Source organism: Tateyamaria armeniaca (genome assembly GCF_045797845.1).
GTDB classification, from domain to species: Bacteria; Pseudomonadota; Alphaproteobacteria; order Rhodobacterales; family Rhodobacteraceae; genus Tateyamaria; species Tateyamaria armeniaca.
Genome location: NZ_JBHDIY010000002.1, coordinates 1,768,410 through 1,787,971, shown reverse-complemented (window position 1 = coordinate 1,787,971; position 19,562 = coordinate 1,768,410). Strand labels below are relative to the sequence as shown.

30 protein-coding genes and 1 pseudogene are annotated in these 19,562 nt (G+C 58.7%); 5 read left to right on the top strand and 26 right to left on the bottom strand.

What is annotated here, in order from left to right; translation table 11 throughout:
• The first annotated feature begins 160 nt into the window (after nt 1-160).
• A complete protein-coding gene (locus ACERZ8_RS09095; protein WP_407591891.1) occupies nt 161-805 on the top strand; it encodes a hypothetical protein in 645 nt (214 codons plus the stop codon).
• Nucleotides 806-895: 90 nt separating this feature from the next.
• Here ACERZ8_RS09095 and rpmD read toward each other — a convergent pair whose 3' ends face one another.
• The 11 genes and pseudogenes from rpmD to rpmC all read right to left on the bottom strand — a co-directional run bounded on the left by rpmD (nt 896) and on the right by rpmC (nt 5,172).
• Complete coding sequence (gene rpmD, locus ACERZ8_RS09090) at nt 896-1,084, bottom strand: 50S ribosomal protein L30 (RefSeq protein WP_013963199.1); 189 nt, start codon at nt 1,082-1,084, stop codon at nt 896-898.
• 5 nt (nt 1,085-1,089) lie between these two features.
• The gene (gene rpsE, locus ACERZ8_RS09085; RefSeq protein ID WP_407591890.1) at nt 1,090-1,668 is read right to left on the bottom strand and encodes a 30S ribosomal protein S5; all 579 of its coding nucleotides are present in this window, start codon (nt 1,666-1,668) and stop codon (nt 1,090-1,092) included.
• A 101-nt stretch (nt 1,669-1,769) separates the two neighbouring features.
• Complete coding sequence (rplR, locus tag ACERZ8_RS09080; RefSeq protein WP_407591889.1) at nt 1,770-2,129, bottom strand: 50S ribosomal protein L18; 360 nt, start codon at nt 2,127-2,129, stop codon at nt 1,770-1,772.
• A gap of 11 nt (nt 2,130-2,140) precedes the next feature.
• Nucleotides 2,141-2,673 (bottom strand): annotated as a pseudogene (gene rplF, locus ACERZ8_RS09075) (50S ribosomal protein L6).
• A gap of 10 nt (nt 2,674-2,683) precedes the next feature.
• Nucleotides 2,684-3,076: a 30S ribosomal protein S8 gene (gene rpsH, locus ACERZ8_RS09070; RefSeq protein WP_299723184.1), complete on the bottom strand. Its 393-nt coding sequence runs from the start codon at nt 3,074-3,076 to the stop codon at nt 2,684-2,686.
• Between the two features lie 13 nt (nt 3,077-3,089).
• Nucleotides 3,090-3,395 (bottom strand): 30S ribosomal protein S14, encoded by a 306-nt coding sequence (rpsN, locus tag ACERZ8_RS09065; protein WP_299723181.1) that lies wholly within the window; start codon nt 3,393-3,395, stop codon nt 3,090-3,092.
• Between the two features lie 18 nt (nt 3,396-3,413).
• Nucleotides 3,414-3,977: a 50S ribosomal protein L5 gene (gene rplE / locus ACERZ8_RS09060; protein ID WP_407591888.1), complete on the bottom strand. Its 564-nt coding sequence runs from the start codon at nt 3,975-3,977 to the stop codon at nt 3,414-3,416.
• Entirely contained in the window at nt 3,977-4,282 is a 306-nt protein-coding gene (gene rplX / locus ACERZ8_RS09055; RefSeq protein ID WP_407591887.1) for a 50S ribosomal protein L24, read from the bottom strand. The genes rplE and rplX overlap by 1 nt, the downstream gene beginning before the upstream one ends.
• Nucleotides 4,282-4,650: a 50S ribosomal protein L14 gene (gene rplN, locus ACERZ8_RS09050; protein ID WP_108838846.1), complete on the bottom strand. Its 369-nt coding sequence runs from the start codon at nt 4,648-4,650 to the stop codon at nt 4,282-4,284. The genes rplX and rplN overlap by 1 nt, the downstream gene beginning before the upstream one ends.
• Before the next feature lie 79 nt (nt 4,651-4,729).
• Complete coding sequence (rpsQ, locus tag ACERZ8_RS09045; RefSeq protein WP_024088546.1) at nt 4,730-4,960, bottom strand: 30S ribosomal protein S17; 231 nt, start codon at nt 4,958-4,960, stop codon at nt 4,730-4,732.
• 11 nt (nt 4,961-4,971) lie between these two features.
• A complete protein-coding gene (gene rpmC / locus ACERZ8_RS09040; RefSeq protein ID WP_299723165.1) occupies nt 4,972-5,172 on the bottom strand; it encodes a 50S ribosomal protein L29 in 201 nt (66 codons plus the stop codon).
• A 378-nt stretch (nt 5,173-5,550) separates the two neighbouring features.
• Here rpmC and ACERZ8_RS09035 point away from each other — a divergent pair, with 378 nt between their 5' ends.
• Together ACERZ8_RS09035 and ACERZ8_RS09030 are read left to right on the top strand one after the other, a co-directional pair.
• Nucleotides 5,551-6,171, top strand: a complete 621-nt coding sequence (locus ACERZ8_RS09035) for a TIGR02466 family protein (RefSeq protein ID WP_407591886.1) — start codon at nt 5,551-5,553, stop codon at nt 6,169-6,171.
• Nucleotides 6,158-6,745, top strand: coding sequence for a hemerythrin domain-containing protein (locus ACERZ8_RS09030; protein ID WP_407591885.1), 588 nt, complete (start codon nt 6,158-6,160; stop codon nt 6,743-6,745). The genes ACERZ8_RS09035 and ACERZ8_RS09030 overlap by 14 nt, the downstream gene beginning before the upstream one ends.
• 15 nt (nt 6,746-6,760) lie before the next feature.
• On the opposite strand, the gene ACERZ8_RS09025 is transcribed toward ACERZ8_RS09030, so the two are convergent.
• The 7 genes from ACERZ8_RS09025 to rplB form a co-directional block, all read right to left on the bottom strand.
• The gene (locus tag ACERZ8_RS09025) at nt 6,761-6,982 is read right to left on the bottom strand and encodes a hypothetical protein (protein ID WP_407591884.1); all 222 of its coding nucleotides are present in this window, start codon (nt 6,980-6,982) and stop codon (nt 6,761-6,763) included.
• A 443-nt stretch (nt 6,983-7,425) separates the two neighbouring features.
• A complete protein-coding gene (locus tag ACERZ8_RS09020; protein WP_407591883.1) occupies nt 7,426-7,602 on the bottom strand; it encodes a hypothetical protein in 177 nt (58 codons plus the stop codon).
• Between the two features lie 304 nt (nt 7,603-7,906).
• Entirely contained in the window at nt 7,907-8,320 is a 414-nt protein-coding gene (gene rplP / locus ACERZ8_RS09015; RefSeq protein WP_407591882.1) for a 50S ribosomal protein L16, read from the bottom strand.
• Nucleotides 8,321-8,335: 15 nt separating this feature from the next.
• Complete coding sequence (gene rpsC, locus ACERZ8_RS09010; RefSeq protein WP_299723139.1) at nt 8,336-9,043, bottom strand: 30S ribosomal protein S3; 708 nt, start codon at nt 9,041-9,043, stop codon at nt 8,336-8,338.
• Nucleotides 9,043-9,423: a 50S ribosomal protein L22 gene (gene rplV, locus ACERZ8_RS09005; protein WP_299210808.1), complete on the bottom strand. Its 381-nt coding sequence runs from the start codon at nt 9,421-9,423 to the stop codon at nt 9,043-9,045. The genes rpsC and rplV overlap by 1 nt, the downstream gene beginning before the upstream one ends.
• Nucleotides 9,420-9,698, bottom strand: coding sequence for a 30S ribosomal protein S19 (rpsS, locus tag ACERZ8_RS09000; RefSeq protein ID WP_108838857.1), 279 nt, complete (start codon nt 9,696-9,698; stop codon nt 9,420-9,422). Before rpsS ends, rplV begins: the two co-directional genes overlap by 4 nt.
• 3 nt (nt 9,699-9,701) lie before the next feature.
• Complete coding sequence (rplB, locus tag ACERZ8_RS08995; protein WP_407591881.1) at nt 9,702-10,544, bottom strand: 50S ribosomal protein L2; 843 nt, start codon at nt 10,542-10,544, stop codon at nt 9,702-9,704.
• A 613-nt stretch (nt 10,545-11,157) separates the two neighbouring features.
• Here rplB and ACERZ8_RS08990 point away from each other — a divergent pair.
• Complete coding sequence (locus tag ACERZ8_RS08990; protein WP_407591880.1) at nt 11,158-12,081, top strand: DUF4238 domain-containing protein; 924 nt, start codon at nt 11,158-11,160, stop codon at nt 12,079-12,081.
• A gap of 304 nt (nt 12,082-12,385) precedes the next feature.
• A complete protein-coding gene (locus tag ACERZ8_RS08985) occupies nt 12,386-12,727 on the top strand; it encodes a phasin family protein (RefSeq protein ID WP_407591879.1) in 342 nt (113 codons plus the stop codon).
• A gap of 162 nt (nt 12,728-12,889) precedes the next feature.
• Here ACERZ8_RS08985 and ACERZ8_RS08980 read toward each other — a convergent pair whose 3' ends face one another.
• From ACERZ8_RS08980 to rpsG, 8 genes are all read right to left on the bottom strand, one after another.
• Nucleotides 12,890-13,186, bottom strand: coding sequence for a 50S ribosomal protein L23 (locus ACERZ8_RS08980; RefSeq protein WP_299723121.1), 297 nt, complete (start codon nt 13,184-13,186; stop codon nt 12,890-12,892).
• On the bottom strand, nt 13,183-13,800 hold the full coding sequence (rplD, locus tag ACERZ8_RS08975) for a 50S ribosomal protein L4 (RefSeq protein ID WP_407591878.1): 618 nt from the start codon (nt 13,798-13,800) through the stop codon (nt 13,183-13,185). Before rplD ends, ACERZ8_RS08980 begins: the two co-directional genes overlap by 4 nt.
• Entirely contained in the window at nt 13,797-14,660 is an 864-nt protein-coding gene (gene rplC, locus ACERZ8_RS08970) for a 50S ribosomal protein L3 (protein WP_407591877.1), read from the bottom strand. The genes rplD and rplC overlap by 4 nt, the downstream gene beginning before the upstream one ends.
• A 14-nt stretch (nt 14,661-14,674) precedes the next feature.
• Nucleotides 14,675-14,989: a 30S ribosomal protein S10 gene (rpsJ, locus tag ACERZ8_RS08965; RefSeq protein ID WP_108838874.1), complete on the bottom strand. Its 315-nt coding sequence runs from the start codon at nt 14,987-14,989 to the stop codon at nt 14,675-14,677.
• Nucleotides 14,990-15,148: 159 nt separating this feature from the next.
• The gene (gene tuf, locus ACERZ8_RS08960) at nt 15,149-16,324 is read right to left on the bottom strand and encodes an elongation factor Tu (protein WP_407591859.1); all 1,176 of its coding nucleotides are present in this window, start codon (nt 16,322-16,324) and stop codon (nt 15,149-15,151) included.
• 47 nt (nt 16,325-16,371) lie between these two features.
• Nucleotides 16,372-16,911 (bottom strand): hypothetical protein, encoded by a 540-nt coding sequence (locus ACERZ8_RS08955; RefSeq protein ID WP_407591876.1) that lies wholly within the window; start codon nt 16,909-16,911, stop codon nt 16,372-16,374.
• A gap of 19 nt (nt 16,912-16,930) precedes the next feature.
• Complete coding sequence (fusA, locus tag ACERZ8_RS08950; RefSeq protein WP_407591875.1) at nt 16,931-19,057, bottom strand: elongation factor G; 2,127 nt, start codon at nt 19,055-19,057, stop codon at nt 16,931-16,933.
• 26 nt (nt 19,058-19,083) lie between these two features.
• Nucleotides 19,084-19,554, bottom strand: a complete 471-nt coding sequence (rpsG, locus tag ACERZ8_RS08945; RefSeq protein WP_407591874.1) for a 30S ribosomal protein S7 — start codon at nt 19,552-19,554, stop codon at nt 19,084-19,086.
• Nucleotides 19,555-19,562: the final 8 nt, after the last annotated feature.

The window sequence follows — 19,562 nt, the reverse complement described above, 5'->3', positions numbered from 1 at the left end:
TATGCGCGCCCTGCCTGAGCGAAAGGTATGGAATACCGGACTCGCGCATCCCGTCATTGCGCGGTTACGTTTTGACCATAGAACACCGCATGTCGGATCAGATTGCCGACACCCGTTTTGAACCATCGCCTCTCCCGGGCACTTTTTTCGGAGTACCGATTTGCTTGAAATTCATTTTCAGGGCACAGATGTTTTGCGCCTATTCGGGGTCGTTTCGGCCCTGCTGAGCATCTGTGCCTTCCTCCCCTACCTGCGCGATATGTGGACGGGCCATACGCGCCCGCAACGCGCCTCGTGGCTGATCTGGTCGGTGCTGGGCAGCATTGCACTGGCCTCGCAGGTCTATGAGGGCGCGATGCAGTCGCTGTGGTTCGCGACCATGCAGGTGGTGGGCACGGTGACCGTTCTGGCGCTGTCGGTGCGCTGGGGGCGGGGCGTGTTCTTCAGCAAGCTTGATCTCTACGTTCTGGCCGCCTCTGGTGTGGGGCTGGTGTTGTGGGCACTGACGGACACCGCTGTGTATGCACTGGCAATCACCATTTCGATTTCGCTGATGGGGGGCTGCGTGACCGCGCTCAAGGCGTACCGCGATCCGGGGTCCGAGACGCTGACCATGTGGTTCATGTCCTGCATCGCGGCGTGGTTTGCGATCCTGTCGGTCGGGGGCACGGACTGGGTGTTGCTGGCCTATCCGATTTATCTGTTCGTTCTAAACGGCGTCATCGTTCTGGCCATCATGTTGGGCAGGGCCGTGCAACAGGCCCCCGCCATGCCACATGCACCGCAGATGTTTCCCGCTGAATAAATCCTGTCGGACATGAAAAAACCGCCGTGCGAGCGATCGTACGGCGGTTTCAGATTCAAACACGTGGTGCGGTTAGACCCGCATCTGGTTTTAACCTTTTTCTTCGATGATCTCGACCATGTGGCTGATCGAATTCACCATGCCGCGCACGGAAGGTGTGTCTTCCAGCTCGCGGGTTTTATGCATCTTGTTCAGTCCCAGGCCAATCAGGGTCGCGCGCTGTTTTGCGGGGCGACGGATGGGGGAGCCGATCTGTTTGACAACGATTGTCTTAGCCATGGGTCTCAGGCCTCCTCGGTTGCCGCTTCAGCAGCGGGGGCTTCATCGCGCTTGGGCAGGATGTCGGCGACTTTCTTGCCGCGACGCTGGGCCACACCACGGGGCGACTGCTCTTTCTTGAGGCCGTCCATGGTTGCGCGGATCATGTTGTAGGGGTTCTGGCTGCCGATGGATTTGGATACAACGTCCTTCACACCCAGCATTTCGAACACGGCACGCATTGGACCACCGGCGATGATCCCGGTACCTTCAGGGGCGGTGCGCATCACGACTTTACCGGCGCCGTGGCGACCTTCCATGTCGTGGTGCAATGTGCGGCCTTCGCGCAGTTGCACGCGGATCATCTGGCGCTTGGCCTGCTCGGTGGCTTTGCGAATGGCCTCGGGGACCTCTTTCGCCTTGCCTTTGCCGAAACCAACGCGGCCCTTCTGATCGCCTACGACGACAAGCGCGGCAAAGCCAAAGCGCTTACCACCCTTAACGGTCTTGGACACACGGTTGATCGCGACCAGGCGGTCGGAAAATTCTGGGTTTTCATCCCGGTCGCGACGGTTGCCGCGGCGGTTGTTGTCACGTTCTGCCATGAGAACTTGCCTTTCATAGGTGGCTTTCGCCGGTTTGGGTCAATCCTGGTGGGCGACATGCCCCCGGATCATCGGAGGGGCGTCACCGCCCCTCGCAAGTCTTAGATTTTCAAACCACCTTCACGGGCGGCGTCGGCAACTGCCTTGACCTTGCCGTGAAAGAGGAAACCGCCACGGTCGAAATAGGCTTCGGTCACACCGGCCTTTTTCGCACGTTCGGCGATTGCGGTGCCGACCTTGGCGGCGGCTTCGACGTTGTTCTTGCCCACAACGCCCAGATCCTTTTCCAAGGTCGAGGCCGCGGCCAATGTCACGCCATTCACATCGTCGATCAGCTGAACGCTGATGTTCTTGGACGAGCGGTGCACGCTCAGGCGCGGACGCCCTGCGTTGACGCGGCGAAGTTTGTTCCGGACGCGCATACGGCGCTTGAGGAACAGCTGTCGTTTTGTGTTTGCCATGTTCCTGGTCCTTACTTCTTCTTGCCTTCCTTACGGAAGATGAATTCGCCTTTATAGCGGATGCCTTTGCCCTTGTAGGGCTCGGGCTTGCGCCACTCGCGGATGTTGGCGGCAACCTGACCGACCAACTGTTCGTCCGTGCCCTCGACGATGATTTCCGTCTGCTTGGGGGCCGTGACTGTCACACCTTCAGGGGCGTGTAATCGACATCGTGCGACAGGCCGAGGTTCAGTTTCAGAGTGTTGCCCTGCATGCTGGCACGATAACCAACACCCTGGATTTCCAGCTCTTTCTTGAACCCGTCTGTGACGCCCGTGACCAGGTTCGCGACCATGGTGCGGCTCATGCCCCACTGCTGGCGCGCGCGCTTGGATTTGCCACGGGGCGTGATGGTGACGGTGTCGCCTTCAACCGCGAGGGTCACATCATCCGTCGCCTTGAACGAACGGGTGCCCTTGGGGCCTTTGACTTCGATCTGCTGACCAGAGACGGATGCGGTGACACCCGATGGCAGATCGACCGGTTTTTTACCAATACGAGACATCTGCTTCTCCTTAGAAGATCGTGCAGAGCACTTCGCCGCCAACATTCTGGCTGCGTGCATTTGCATCCGACATCACACCTTTGGAGGTGGAGACAATCGACACACCCAGGCCCTGACGGACCGACGGGATGTCATTGACGCCCATATAAACGCGACGACCGGGTTTGGAGACCCGCTTCAATTCGCGAATAACAGGTTCGCCTTCGTAGTATTTCAGGCTGATCTCGATGGCGGGGTGGCCATCTTCACCTTTGATTTCTTCGAAACCACGGATGTAACCTTCGTCCGCCAGCACTTCGAGAACGCGGACACGCAGTTTCGACGCAGGGGTCGAGACCACGGATTTGCCGCGCATCTGGCTGTTGCGGATGCGGGTGAGCATATCTGCGATAGGATCGGTCATAACTCTCTCTCCCTTACCAGCTTGACTTGACCATGCCGGGGATTTGCCCGGCAGAGCCGAGTTCCCGCAGCGCGATCCGGCTGATTTTCAGCTTGCGATAATACGCATGCGGACGACCGGTCAGTTGGCAACGATTGTGAAGACGTGTGGCGGAGCTGTTGCGTGGCAGTTTGGCCAGCTTCAGGGACGCGCGGAAACGATCTTCCATCGGTTTGGTTTCGTCACTGATGATTGCTTTGAGCTCAGCACGCTTGGCGGCGTACTTCTTCACCAGCTTTTCGCGCTTCACTTCGCGCGCGATCATGGATTTTTTAGCCATATCTAGTCTCTCCTGCGCTTACGAGTTGAAGGGCATGTTGAAATGCTTCAGCAAGGCTTTTGCTTCGGCATCGGTTTGGGCTGTGGTCGCGATCACGATGTCCATCCCCCAGGTCTCATCGACCTTGTCGAAGTCGATCTCGGGGAAAACGATGTGCTCTTTGAGACCCATGGCATAGTTGCCACGGCCGTCAAAGGACTTGCCGGACACGCCGCGGAAGTCACGGACGCGAGGCATCGCAATGGTGATCAGACGGTCGAGGAATTCGTACATCCGGTCGCCGCGCAGCGTCACCTTGGCACCCAGCGGCATGTCTTCGCGAACGCGGAAACCGGCGATGGATTTCTTGGCCGTGGTGGTCAGGGCCTTCTGACCGGCGATGGCCGTCAGATCTTCCTGTGCCGATTTGGCTTTCTTACTGTCACGAACAGCTTCGGCACCGCAGCCAATGTTCAGGACAATCTTGTCCAGACGCGGGATCTGCATGTCGTTCTTGTAACCGAACTCTTCTTTCATCGCGGCCTTGATCGTGTCCTTGAACACAGCCTTGAGGCGGGGGGTGTAGTTTGCAGTGTCAAGCATCAGATCACGTCCCCTGTTGTCTTGGCAAAGCGCACTTTCTTGTCGCCGTCCATCTTGAAGCCCACGCGGGTGGGTTTGCCGTTGGAGTCGATCAGCGCGCAGTTGGACAGGTCAACGGGCATCGCTTTGGGGATGCGGCCGCCCTGGCTTTCCTGGGTCTGGCGTGTGGCGCGGATGGCGATGTTGATGCCATCGATCACGGCTTTATTCGACTTGGGGTCAATCGAGGAAATCGTGCCCTCTTTGCCCTTGTCCTTGCCGGCCAGCATGACGACCTTGTCGCCTTTTTTCAGTTTCGCAGCCATCAGAGCACCTCCGGAGCAAGCGAGATAATCTTCATGAAGTTCTTGGCGCGCAACTCGCGAACAACGGGGCCAAAGATCCGTGTACCCACGGGCTCGTTTGCGTTGTTCAGGATGACGGCGGCGTTGCGGTCAAAACGGATGGCGGTGCCATCGTCACGACGAACTTCCTTGGCTGTGCGCACGACGACGGCCTTGCGGACGTCACCTTTCTTTACGCGGCCGCGTGGGATGGCTTCCTTGACCGACACGACGATGACGTCGCCGACGGATGCGTATTTACGCTTGGAACCACCCAGGACCTTGATGCACTGAACTCGGCGAGCGCCGGAGTTGTCAGCAACATCCAGGTTGGTTTGCATCTGGATCATTTGGTTTCTCCCGACCTTTGGGGGGCGATGCGTGCCTGATCCCCAGGGTTTCGATTAATGTGGCAAATGCCGGGGGCGTTTAGGCCTCCAGCACCTCCCAGCGTTTTGTCTTCGATTTTGGCGCGCATTCGATGATGCGAACGGAGTCACCAACCTTGAAGGCATTCTTTTCATCGTGCGCCCGGTACTTCTTGGACTTACGAATGGTTTTCTTCAGAACCGGGTGCGTGAAACGGCGTTCCACGGAAACGGTCACTGTCTGGGCGTTGGCATCGGATGTCACGGTGCCGGTCAAAATACGCTTGGGCATCTAAAGGCTCCTTATTCCGCTGCCGACTTGGCTTTTTCATTGAGGATCGTCTTGACGCGCGCGGCGTCACGACGGACCGAACGCAGACGCGCCGGGTTCTCGATCGAACCTGTGGCCTGCTGGAAACGCAGGTTGAAGGCTTCTTTTTTCAGGTTTGCGAGGTCATCGCGAAGCTGGTCGGGGGTCTTGTCCCGAAGTTCTTGGGCGTTCATGCGCCATATCCTTTCAACATCACGAGAGGGCCGCAGCATATGCGTCACCCTGATTCCCGTGGAGTGGGTGGTGAAGTGCGCCGTATAGGGGGTGCACGGGTATGGCAACCCCATATTCCTAAAGAAATCCGGGCGGTGGCGGACCGCGTCGGGCGCCCCGACTACCCACACTATATGTATGCCCGGACCACCCCTCACGCACAATTCAACCCCTGCAACCCACGGCCATGGCGACGAGGCGCAAAGTACCCGTACTGGCGCCGCGCCAGGTTCCGCATCAGCGCCTTTCCACAACCGGGTGCCACTCTCGTGCATTTGCTGGCGCAAATACACTGACGCGCACTGGTTCAATATCGCGTTCCGCGATATTGAACCTTCATGTCCCAAATCACCTCCCTCTTCGCCACCCGCCTCTATCACGCCCCGCTCTCCGCCCATGACCCAAAGGTCGACCCGGACGAGCTTGAGGCCTCCTGCTATGCCATCGCCGAGGATGACGAGGCCGGGCAGGCATGGTGCGAGGAACAGGGGTTTCCGGGCTACACCTCTTATGCCTCGCTCGCCGACTTGCCCCGGCGGTTCCCGATCTTCGGCGATGTGGTCAAGGCGCTCGACGCCCATGTCGCGGCCTTCGCGCGCGACCTCGCCTTTGACCTTGGCGACAAGGCGCTGAAACTCGACAGCATCTGGATCAACATCCTGCCCGAGGGCGGCATTCACACCGGCCACATCCATCCCCATTCGGTGATTTCCGGCACCACCTATGTGGCCCTGCCCGAAGGCACCAGTGCGCTCAAACTCGAAGACCCGCGGCTGGCCATGATGATGGCCGCCCCGCCCCGGCTCAAAGACGCGCCCGCAGATCTCCAGACCTTCCACTATGCCCGCCCATCCGTCGGCGATGTGCTGCTGTGGGAAAGCTGGCTGCGCCACGAAGTGCCCATGAACATGAGCGAGGACGACCGCCTGTCGGTGTCGTTCAACTATGGCTGGGAATAGCGACCTGCGCGCAGTCCCGCTTGAGGACTTGTCGGTCGAGGCGGGCACGCGCCCCCACGCCCCTGCTCTGCCCAATGCGACCGACGCACAGCGGGCCAAGGGTCGGCAACTCGCCGCAATCCATGCCCACTACCTGCAGGACATGGCGCGGCTGGCGGCTGTGATCGACCGGATCGAGGCCGGGGACGCGCCCCCCGCCCATCTCGCGCAGATCGTGCTGGCCAGTGACATGGCACAGAACTTTGCCGCCTTTGGCAACCTGTGCGGACAAGGCTGCCAGATGCTGACGATGCACCACAATATTGAAGAACATCACATGTTCCCCGAGATCGAGGGCAAGGCCACGCCCTTTTCCGCCCTCATCGCACGGCTGCGGGAGGAGCATAAGGTGGTGCATGAATTGCTGGATCGGCTGGCGGCCTGTTCGGCGCGTCTGACCCGCTCCCCCGATGCCGAAGGGTTCGCCGAAACCCGCGCCGTCTTTGCTGCCCTGCACCGCGCTATCCAAAGCCATTTCGGCTATGAAGAGCGCGAGTTGGAAGCCGCCATCGGCGTCTATGTCGAGCAGTTCTGAGCGCTGTCGGACGCGCTATTTCTCGACCTTCTTCGCCTTTTTGTTCGTCTCGGCTGCGGCCTCGGCAGCCTTCTTGGCCGCCTTTTCCTCTTTGGTCAGGGTGTTGCCCCATTGATTGTTGGACAGGCCCAACCCATCCGGCATCGGCTTGGTCTTGCCCTTCTTGACCTCGCCGCCCTTGTTGAGGAACTCCTGGATCAGATCTTCGTCAGTGGTGGGTTTGGGGACGTGTTTCATGGGGTAGCCTCGCTCTCCGGGGTGCAAGTCCAGCCTAGCGAAGTGTGGGGCAATAGCTACTGTTAAGGAGACGCGTCTCCCGTGGAACGCTAAGCCGCGCCATCGGCAGGCCGCGGTATGTCGATCCAACTATACCGCTAAGGCGCTTTATCGCAGCCAAGCACATCTTGGATTTGAGCGGGGCGCAAGTGCCAGACATATCGACATGCCGGGGGGCGGCCTGTCGATGGCGCGGCGGCCTACGGCCTTGATTCCGCGCTTGGTGCATATTCAGAAGTAAGAAATAGGCCAGCGCCCGACCGACCTGGAGGGCCGTTGATCTGAGCGTTCCATGGCCGTCAAGCACAGCGTAACCGTTCAGCGCAGGTATCGACATAGCGCCCGCCCTCCGGGGGAGGTCGGTCGGGCGCTGGCCGGGCTGGGCGCCCAGCTGGGGAGATAGCTTAGTCGCGCCGCTCGTCTGCGGACATTACGTCAACAAGCGACACCAAAAAATCGCCGGTTCCGCTGAGGTAGAGGCCAAAGAGCACAATGACCCCGAGCAAAACAGCCCCGAGGCCTTTGCCTGACATTCCAAACAGCTTCAATTCAGCATTTCTAGGGGTGGTCCAGAACTCCATGCACATTCCTCGCTATAGAATGATGAATGACGCTCCTAGCTCCGCTATACCAGAGGCGACGGTTTTCCAGCAATAGGGTATCCGATTATCCACAGGCAATTCTGGGGAAACGTGGGCTTCCTGTGGACAACTAGCAAAAGAAAGCCCCCGACGCTCTCACACCGGGGGCTCTCATTTCTCACCGTAGGGTGGGGTTTCACCCCACCACTCACCAGTCCTTGTCAAAGACAGCGTTCAATCTCCACCGGGTACCGCTCTCGAGCATTTGCTGGCGCAAATACTCTGCCGCGCACTCAGAGAAGACTCACCAGTCCTCGCGAACAACCACCCGTGTCTTGATCGGCAGCTTCATCGCTGCAAGACGCAGCGCTTCACGCGCGACATCGTCATTCACGCCGTCGATCTCGAACATCACGCGACCGGGTTTGACCTTGGCCGCCCAACGGTCGACCGAGCCTTTACCTTTACCCATCCGGACCTCAATCGGCTTGGCCGAAATCGGCACATCCGGAAAGATACGGATCCAGACGCGGCCCTGACGTTTCATGTGACGCGTCATCGCCCGACGGGCGGCTTCGATCTGACGGGCGGTGATCCGCTCGGGTTCGATTGCTTTGAGGCCGTAAGTGCCAAAGTTCAGATCGGACCCGCCTTTGGCGAGACCCTTGATCGAGCCCTTGAACTGCTTACGGAACTTGGTGCGCTTTGGTTGAAGCATCCTTATGCCCTCCTATCAGCGACGACCGCCGGCACCGCGAGGTGCTGGGCCGTCTTGGAGTTCTTGTGCCTTGCGGTCACGCGCCTGCGGGTCATGTTCCATGATCTCACCTTTGAAGATCCAGGTCTTGATCCCGATGATACCATAGGCCGTGGTCGCTTCGACATGGGCGTAATCGATATCGGCACGCAGGGTATGGAGAGGCACGCGGCCCTCACGGTACCATTCGGTGCGCGCGATCTCGGCACCGCCAAGGCGGCCCGCGACGTTCACGCGGATGCCAAGGGCACCCATACGCATGGCGTTTTGCACGGCACGTTTCATGGCGCGGCGGAAAGACACCCGGCGCTCAAGCTGCTGCGCGATGCTTTCGCCCACAAGGGCCGCATCCAGCTCCGGCTTGCGGACCTCAACGATGTTGAGGTGCAGTTCGGAATCCGTCAGGTTCGCCAGCTTCTTGCGCAGACCTTCGATGTCCGCACCTTTCTTGCCGATGATGACACCGGGGCGGGCTGTGTGGATCGTGACGCGGCACTTCTTGTGAGGACGCTCGATGATCACACGGGCCACACCGGCCTGCTTGCACTCTTCCTTGATGAAATCGCGGATTTTCAGGTCTTCCAGCAGAAGGTTCCCGTAATCCTTGGTGTCGGCATACCAGCGGCTGTCCCATGTACGGTTCACCTGCAGGCGCATGCCAATCGGATTGACTTTATTTCCCATTAGGCTTGCTCCTCTACCTGACGCACTTTGATCGTGATTTCCGCGAACGGCTTCATGATCTTGCCGAAACGACCGCGCGCCCGGGGGCGGCCACGTTTCATGGTCAGGTTTTTGCCAACCCAGGCTTCGGCGACGATCAGTTCGTCGACATCCAGGTTATGGTTGTTTTCAGCGTTGGCGATGGCCGACTGCAGGCACTTCTTGACGTCCTGCGCGATGCGCTTTTTGGAAAAGGTCAGGTCCGTGAGGGCCTTGTCCACCTTCTTGCCGCGGATCATCTGGGCAACCAGGTTCAGCTTTTGCGGAGACGTGCGCAACATGCGTGTCTTCGCCATCGCCTCATTGTCCGCCACGCGGCGAGGGTTCTTATCCTTGCTCATTTGCGTTTCGCCTTCTTGTCTGCCGCGTGACCGTAATAGGTGCGCGTGGGCGAATATTCACCGAACTTCTGACCGATCATCTCTTCGGACACGTTCACGGGAATATGCTTGTGGCCATTGTAGACGCCAAACGTCAGACCCACGAACTGGGGCAGGATCGTCGAGCGGCGCGACCAAATCTTGATGACTTCATTACGACCCGATTCACGGGCCGCTTCGGCCTTTTTCAACACATAAGAGTCGACAAAAGGGCCTTTCCAAACAGAACGAGACATCTATCAGCGTCCTTTCTTCTTGGCGTGACGCGAGCGGACGATCAGCTTTTGCGACGCTTTGTTCTTGTTGCGGGTACGCGCACCTTTGGTGGGCTTGCCCCATGGGGACACAGGGTGGCGACCACCCGATGTGCGGCCCTCACCACCACCATGGGGGTGGTCGATGGGGTTCATCACGACACCACGGACACTGGGGCGGATGCCCTTGTGACGCATGCGGCCCGCTTTACCGTAGTTCTGGTTGGAGTTGTCGGGGTTGGACACGGCACCAACAGTGGCCATGCATTCCTGACGGACCAGACGCAGTTCGCCCGAAGACAGGCGGATCTGGGCATAGCCACCATCGCGACCCACGAACTGGGCATAGGTGCCTGCGGCACGCGCGATCTGACCACCCTTGCCGGGCTTCAGTTCGATGTTGTGGATGATCGTGCCGATGGGCATGCCCTGGAAGGGCATTGCGTTGCCGGGCTTGATGTCGGCCTTGGCCGATGCGATCACCTTGTCCCCGATGGCCAGACGTTGGGGCGCGAGGATATAGGCCTGTTCGCCGTCCTCGTAGCGCACCAGCGCGATGAACGCAGTCCGGTTGGGGTCATATTCGATGCGTTCGACCGTGGCCGAAACATCCATTTTATTCCGCTTGAAATCGACGATCCGATAGAGGCGTTTCGCGCCCCCGCCTGTGCGGCGCATCGTGATCCGTCCGGTGTTGTTCCGTCCGCCAGACTTGGTCAAACCCTGTGTAAGGGATTTGACCGGGCGGCCTTTCCAAAGCTCCGAACGGTCGATCAGTACCAGCCCACGCTGGCCCGGCGTCGTCGGCTTATACGACTTGAGTGCCATGATTGCTGTCTTCCGTTTTGCTGTCTGCGGCCCGTGGACCGCTCTGGTTATAGGCCCCCGTAGGTGCCCGAGATGGTGCGGCGTGGGGCGGACGACACGTCCGCCTTACGGCCAAAGACAAAGCCCCGGACGAATCCGGGGCGCTGCCGATGGGTGCGTTTAAGTCAGGGCTCAGTCAGGGTCAACCCGTCGGATAGGCAATCTGCTTGGGCCGAACCAATAAAACATGCACAAACCCACGCCGGACGCGTCGCTGGCCCGGTGGTCGCCTGCACCCGCACGCACGGCACCCGACCGTAGGGTGGGCATTCTGCCCACCATCCAACGCTCACATCCCTCACCACCCCTAGCCGCGCGCGCCTGACCGTGGTCTGGCGCCAAAACGCTCGAACGGCACACTTTATGGCTGCCAAACACATCCCGAATGATCAGCGGGCAGCGCGCGGATGAAAAAGCGCCAGACCGCCGGGACGGTCAGGCGCTCGCCCGGCGCGCGTCGCGCTTGATTCCGGGCGGGGAAGGGCCACGCTCATGTTTTGTATCAAAAAGTTTAATTACAAACACGGGACCACCCATTTATACTTAAGTATAGCAAAAAGTCTGGAACACTGGTTTGGCACTGGATCACTTCGTTTCACAGGTTCACCTCAAGCAGTTCTTGCGAACAACTAACCCGAAGCTTCTCAACGCAGTCCGAAAGACAGATTTGGCGCAGTTTACGCCGAGGCCTCAAGATGTGTGCAGAGTCGAAGATGGGAGTACCAATGCTTTTCTTACAGACAATCGGATCATTGAAAAGTTCCTTCGAGACATAGAGCCCGCCTACGAACCATGCCTTTCCAGAATTATTGCTGGAGAGCTCGATTGGCAAAGCCGCTGGGTATTTGCTGGATTCCTTGCCTACTTACAAACCTATACTCCAACTGCGCTCAGAATGTTTGAACCAATGATCCGCACATTGCTCGAACAGACAGCACGGTCGCTAGAAACATCTGGAGAATTGGAACCCATAAGCATACCAAGTCTTCCTGACTGGGACGGAAAAACTTTTTCTGAATTAGCGCAAGAGGGTAAGGTCAAGTTTGATATCAATCTTAGAATGCCTCAAGCGATGGCGACAACTCAGCTATTGCAAATTCAAAACTCGCTAGCTTCGAGCGACGTCACTATCCTCCGATGCAAAGGTAGAATGAGATTTTTGACGAGCGATTTCCCATCCATAATACTAGGGCACCATCAGAATATTTTCGCTCAAAGGTTTCTTCCGCTTTCACCAAGCATTGGACTCATTTTCCACACAAATACTTCATCAAAAGACCGACATGAGTTTCCTTATCGCTTCATTGATGTCGGAGACCGCAGAGTCGACTTGATAAACAATCTCATCATACAGTCCGCAGAAAATCTAGTTTTCGCAACGTACCGGCACCCATGGCTACTAAGTAAAGTTAGCCAGTTCAAAAACTACCGTGTTGAGAATGTCGTCGAGAATTCGGGACCATTAATCAGGAGTCAGCAGCGAGTAGTATCTTCATAAGTTCGACTTACGCTAACACAGTTATTCCCAAACTTGAACAAACCCCTAATCCGCCCCTGTAGCCACTTGATTGTCCGCACACACCATGCCCCAGCATGGGACAGCAAAAAACCCCACCCACTCACGCAGCCGGGCTTCTCTATCTCTCCGTAGGGCGGGGTTCACCCCGCCACCCGATCAAAGACCTGTTGCCACGTCGATCCTGTCGCCAACTTCAAGCGCAACACACCCGTGACACGATCCAGATCGATGCGCCCTGCCCCAAAACACTCTACACTGGCCCTCAACCAGCAAAGGACACCCCATGCCCAAACCCAAAACACCCAAACCCGCCGTCACACCCACCACCGCCCCCCTGGTCGCCTTCAATCCGGCTGCCGCACAGGCGTGGATGGAGATCACGACCGAATGCGCCCGCTTCGCCATGGACCGCGTGCAGCAGGATTTCGCCGCACAACGCGCCATGATGGCCTGTACATCGCCCGCCGATCTGATGGCCCTGCAGACCGACCACTGCCGCGATGCGATTAAAAGTTACACCGAGCACGCCACGCGGATGGTGACCTCGATGACCGCCGCGGTTGACATGGTCACCGGCAAAGGCACGTCTCCGTTCAGCCGTAAATACGACGACATCCCTCTCTGAGGCGGGGGTAAAACCCTAACAAACCGCTAACCCGCCTCTGTAACCCCTTGATTTTACGTACCGCACATCCTGTCCCAGCGTGGGACAGCAAAAAACCCCGACCGCTCTCGCAGCCGGGGTTTTCAAATTTTCCAATCGGGCGGGGTCACCCCCGCCACCCGATCAAAGACCGGTTGTCACGTCGATCGTGTTGCCTTCTTCAAGCGTCACATACGCCTTCTTGACGTCCTTACGCTTACCGAGCGCCCCACGGAAGCGCTTCACTTTGCCCTTCGTGATAGTCGTGTTCACAGCCTTCACCTTCACACCAAACAGCGCCTCAACGGCCTCTTTGATCATCGGTTTGTTGCTGTCCATCGCCACCTCGAAAACAATCGCGCCGTTCTCGGACGCCATGGTCGCTTTCTCGGTGATGATCGGCTTGCGGATCACGTCGTAATGTTCTGCCTTGGCACTCATTTCAGTCGAGCCTCCAGTGCTTCGATCCCCGCCTTCGTGATCACCAGAGTGTCACGTTTCAGGATATCGTATACGTTTGCGCCCATCGACGGCAGGATATCCAGCCCTTCGATGTTGCGGGACGCGGCGAGGAAGTCTTCGTTGACCGACGCCCCGTCGATGACCAGCGCGCGTTTCCAGCCCAGGTCCTTGACCTGTTTGGCCAGTGCGGCGGTTTTTCCGGATGTTGTCGCGTCCTCGATCACCACCAGCTCACCGGCCGCCATTTTGGCGGACAGCGCGTGGCGCAGACCCAGTTTGCGGAACTTCTTGGTCAGGTCGTGGCCATGCGAACGAACCACCGGACCTTTGTAGATACCACCACCGCGGAAGATCGGAGCAGAGCGCGCACCGTGGCGTGCGCCGCCGGTGCCTTTCTGGCGATAGATCTTCTTGGTCGAGTATTTGACTTCGGACCGTGTCTTGACCTTGTGCGTGCCAGCCTGCGCGTTGTTGCGCTGCCAGCGGACGACGCGGTGCAGGATGTCGGCGCGTGGTTCGAGGCCGAACAGGGCCTCGTCCAGGTCGACCGAACCGGCCTTGCCGCCGTCGAGTTTGATGACATCGAGTTTCATGCGTCACCTTCTTTCTTGGCTTCTTCAGCAGCTTGCGCTTCGGCCACTGTGTCCGTCTTGGCCTCTTCGGCTTCGGCGGCTTCCATGGCGGCTTGCTCTTCTGCGGCGGCGGCGGCTGCTGCGGCTTCTACTTCGGCGGCGGCGGCGGCGGCGGCTTCTTCAGCGGCTTTGGCGGCTTCGGCGGCGGCAGATTTCAGCGCGGCGGGCAGGATCGCATTGTCAGGGAACGGCTTTTTCACCGCATCCTTGACCGTGACCCAGCCACCTTTGCTTCCGGGCACCGCGCCCTTGATCATGATCAGACCACGATCGCTGTCAGTGCGCACAACCTGCAGGTTCTGCGTAGTGACGCGTGCGGCCCCCATGTGACCGGCCATCTTCTTGCCTTTGAAGACTTTGCCGGGATCCTGACACTGACCGGTTGAACCGTGCGAACGGTGCGAGATCGACACACCGTGGCTGGCCCGCAGACCGCCAAAGTTGTGGCGTTTCATGGCACCGGCAAAACCCTTACCGATCGAGGTGCCTGTCACGTCGACAAACTGACCTTCAAAGTAATGGTCGGCGATGATTTCTTCGCCCACGTTGATCATGTTGGATTCAGAGACGCGGAACTCGACCAGCTTGCGCTTGGGCTCAACCTTTTGAGCGGCGAAGTGGCCGCGCATGGCTTTGCTCACGCGCTTTACCTTTGGCGAACCTGCGCCAAGTGTGACAGCGGTGTAGCCATCCTTGTCCGATGTCCGTTGGCCGACAACCTGCAGACCGTCCAGTTGAAGCACGGTCACAGGAACCTGTTTGCCGTCTTCCATGAACAGCCGGGTCATGCCGACCTTCTTTGCGAGAATTCCAGAGCGCATGGTCATACCCTCCTTCACGATTGCAGTTTGATCTCGACGTCCACGCCAGCGGCGAGGTCGAGCTTCATCAGCGCGTCCACGGTCTGGGGGGTCGGATCAACGATGTCGAGCAGACGCTTGTGCGTGCGGATCTCGAACTGGTCACGGGATTTCTTGTCCACGTGGGGACCACGCAGAACGGTGAATTTTTCGATCTTGTTCGGCAGCGGGATCGGTCCGCGCACGGATGCACCGGTGCGTTTGGCGGTGTTGACGATTTCCTGTGTGGACGCGTCCAGCACACGATAATCAAACGCCTTCAGCCGAATGCGAATGTTTTGGCTTTGAATGGCCATGTCTCAGGTTCCCTTATTCGGGTCTTTTAACGGAGAGGAGGAGCATCGCGCATCGACACCCCTCATCGCGTCTTTTTTCTAGCCGTAGGGCGGGGTTTCACCCCGCCGCGACGTGTCGGTCAGGCTGGGTGAAACCCCGCCCTACCGCGCAGCTCAATCCGTGATCTTTGACACCACGCCGGCGCCGACGGTGCGGCCGCCTTCGCGGATGGCAAAGCGCAGGCCCTGTTCCATCGCGATCGGGGCGATCAGCTCGACGCCGAAGGACACGTTGTCGCCCGGCATCACCATTTCCGTGCCTTCAGCCAGCTGAACCGTGCCGGTCACGTCCGTCGTGCGGAAGTAGAACTGCGGGCGGTAGTTGGCGAAGAACGGCGTGTGACGGCCACCCTCTTCCTTAGTCAGGATGTAGGCCTCGGCCTCGAACTTGGTGTGGGGCTTCACGGAACCGGGCTTGCACAGCACCTGGCCGCGCTCAACGCCTTCACGCTCAACACCGCGCAGCAGGGCGCCGATGTTGTCGCCCGCTTCACCACGATCCAGCAGCTTGCGGAACATTTCCACGCCCGTGCAGGTCGTCTTCTTGGTGTCGCGGATGCCCACGATTTCGATCTCGTCGCCGACGTTGATCACGCCACGCTCGACACGGCCAGTCACAACTGTCCCGCGGCCAGAGATCGAGAACACGTCCTCGACCGGCATCAGGAACGGCTGGTCCACAGCGCGCTCGGGCGTCGGGATGAACTCGTCCACGGCCGCCATCAGCTTGCGGATCGACTGTTCGCCGATCTCTTCGTCACGCCCTTCCATCGCGGCCAGAGCCGAGCCGGGGATGACAGGGATGTCGTCGCCGGGATACTCGTAGGAGCTTAACAATTCACGAATTTCCATCTCGACCAGCTCGAGCAGCTCTTCGTCATCGACCTGGTCGACCTTGTTCATGTAGACAACCATGGTCGGGATGCCGACCTGACGGCCGAGAAGGATATGTTCACGAGTCTGTGGCATAGGACCGTCAGCCGCGTTCACAACCAGAATCGCGCCGTCCATCTGGGCGGCACCGGTGATCATGTTCTTGACGTAGTCGGCGTGGCCGGGGCAGTCGACATGGGCGTAGTGGCGGTTCTCGGTCTCGTATTCCACGTGCGCGGTCGAGATGGTGATGCCACGGGCTTTCTCTTCGGGCGCGCCATCAATCTGGTCATATGCCTGAAAATCGCCGAAATACTTCGTGATCGCCGCCGTCAGCGTCGTCTTGCCGTGGTCAACGTGACCAATCGTGCCGATGTTAACGTGCGGTTTGTTACGTTCAAACTTTGCCTTTGCCATGATGGCCTCCTTCTAAACTCCATGCCCTCATTCAGAGGGTGAGCGTTCTACAGTTTCGTTGCTATCAGGCTAGAAAAGCCTGCAATAAGAGATTTGACGTCTTCACCCGACTCTTGGTCAGCGCTGTTGCGTGCCGCGTTGATCAGCATTCCAAGCGGCAGCGCATTGACGGCGATTTGCGAGTTCTTGGCCTGACCCGAGAAGTTGACCCATACGGGGTCTTTCAGTGGCTTACCGTTGGTCCCGACAATCGTCATTTGACCGACGATGCCATTCACGCCCCCGAAGGTGCGCGCGCCCGCATCTCGCAGACGCATGTCCGTGACGACCACGACAGCGCGGGCTTTGGTTGGCCCGCCCTGTACGTCACGTGCAAGGGCAGTCGATGTCTGCTCGACCGAGGCTATGATGGAGTCGCGCAGCGCCTCATCCGTCACACGACCCTTGATGGTCGCGTTTTCCGCCAGTTGAACCGATACGCTGCTGACCGTGTACGGGTTCGGTCCGGTCTGCACAGGTGTGGTCTCACCTGCGCAACCGGCCAAGACCAGTACGGCCCCAAGCATCATGTGTCGACGATTAAACATCTTACCAATCACTACTTTCTTAGGCGAATTTTGCCTGGATCTCGTCGCTGATGTTCTGCGGCACGGCTTCGTAGTGGTCGAACTGCATGGTGAAGTTCGCACGACCCGAGGACATCGACCGCAACGTGTTGATGTAGCCGAACATGTTGGCAAGCGGCACAAAGGCGTCGATGGCAATCGCGTTGCCGCGTGTGTCCTGACCCTGCACCTGACCGCGACGCGATGTGAGGTCGCCGATGATACCACCGGTATACTCTTCGGGCGTCACAACCTCGACCTTCATGATCGGTTCCAGCATCTTGGCGCCGGCCTTCTTCATGCCTTCGCGCATACCCATGCGGGCCGCGATTTCAAAGGCCAGAACGCTGGAGTCCACATCGTGGAATTTACCGTCGATCAGGGCCACCTTGAAGTCGATGACGGGGAAGCCAGCCAGCGGGCCGCTGTCCATCACGGACTTGATGCCTTTTTCCACACCGGGGATGTATTCCTTGGGAACGGCACCACCGACGATGCGGGATTCAAAGGAATAGCCTTCGCCCGGCTCTGTCGGCGAGATGATCAGTTTCACCTCGGCAAATTGACCCGAACCACCCGACTGTTTCTTGTGGGTATAGGTATGCTCGACCTCGTGACCGATGGTCTCGCGATAGGCCACTTGTGGCGCACCGATGTTCGCTTCGACCTTGAACTCGCGCTTCAGGCGGTCGACCAGAATGTCGAGGTGAAGTTCGCCCATGCCCTTCATGATGGTCTGACCGGATTCCAGATCCGTTTCCACACGGAAAGACGGATCTTCAGCGGCGAGACGGGCCAGACCTTGGGACATCTTCTCTTGGTCGGCCTTGGTTTTGGGCTCGACCGCGATCTCGATAACCGGATCGGGGAAGTTCATCGTTTCAAGCACGACCGGATCGTTCACAGCCGACAATGTGTCGCCTGTGGTTGTGTCTTTCAGACCGGCCAGCGCGATGATGTCGCCCGCAAACGCTTCGGTGATTTCCTCGCGGTTATTGGAGTGCATCATCATCATCCGACCGACGCGCTCTTTCTTGCCTTTGGTCGAGTTCAAAAGCGTGTCGCCCTTGTTCAACACACCCGAATAGATGCGGGTAAAGGTCAGCGATCCGACGAAGGGGTCGTTCATGATTTTGAACGCAAGGCCCGAGAACGCCATGTCGTCGTCCGCACGGCGGGCGATGTCACGGGTTTCTGTTTCGTCACCGGGTTTGAAGCCCATGTAATCGACCACGTCCAGCGGGCTGGGCAGATAGTCGATCACGGCGTTCAGCAGCGGCTGCACACCTTTGTTCTTGAAGGCAGAGCCACACAGAACGGGGATGAACTTGATGGCCAGCGTGCCCTTGCGGATCAGCTTGCGCAGCGTGTCGACGTCAGGCTCTTCACCTTCCATCAGATACGCTTCCATCGCGTCATCGTCCATTTCGACGGCAGTCTCGATCAGGTGCGCGCGCCATTCATCGGCTTGCGCCTTCAGGCTGTCGCGGATGTCGCGCTGTTCCCAGGAGGCACCCAGATCTTCACCGGCCCAGACCCATTCTTTCATGGTGACCAGATCGATCATGCCTTCCAGCTCGGTTTCGGCACCGATTGGAATCTGGATTGGCGCAGGGACGGCCCCTGTGCGGTCCTTGATCATCTTCACACAGTTGAAGAAGTCGGCACCGATCTTGTCCATCTTGTTGACGAACACGATGCGCGGCACCTTGTAACGGTCGGCCTGACGCCAGACGGTTTCGGTCTGCGGCTCGACACCGGCGTTGGCGTCCAGAACGGCAACCGCGCCGTCAAGAACGGCCAGCGAACGCTCGACTTCGATGGTGAAATCCACGTGGCCGGGCGTGTCGATGATGTTCATCCGGTACTTGGTGTCGGATGTGGCATCGGCTGTCGGCTCTTCCTGACGCTGCCAGAATGTGGTGGTCGCAGCAGAGGTGATGGTGATCCCACGCTCTTGTTCCTGCTCCATCCAGTCCATTGTAGCCGCACCATCGTGCACCTCACCAATGTTGTGGGATTTGCCTGTGTAGAACAGGATGCGTTCCGAACATGTGGTCTTGCCGGCATCGATGTGTGCCATGATGCCAAAGTTGCGGTAGCGTTGAAGCGGATAGTCGCGTGCCATGGGGTATGGTCCTCAGGGTATCTGGTTTACCAACGGTAGTGGCTGAACGCTTTGTTGGCGTCGGCCATCTTATGTGTGTCTTCGCGCTTTTTCACAGCGGTGCCGCGGGACTGAACTGCGTCCATCAGCTCGCCTGCAAGGCGCTCTTCCATCGTGTTCTCGTTGCGCTTGCGTGCAGCGATGATCAACCAGCGAATGGCCAGCGCCTGACGACGCTCGGGGCGGACTTCGACGGGCACCTGATAGGTGGCACCACCGACGCGGCGCGAACGCACTTCGACGGAAGGTTGGATATTGTCGAGCGCTTCGTGGAACACTTCCACGGGCGCGCGCTTGATCTTGGATTCAACCCGGTCGAACGCGGAATAGACGATGCGTTCGGCAGTCGATTTCTTACCATCGACCATCAGGTTGTTCATGAACTTGGTCAGTACCTTATCGCCATATTTGGCGTCGGGCAGAACTTCGCGTTTTTCGGCGGCGTGACGACGTGACATCTGCTGCT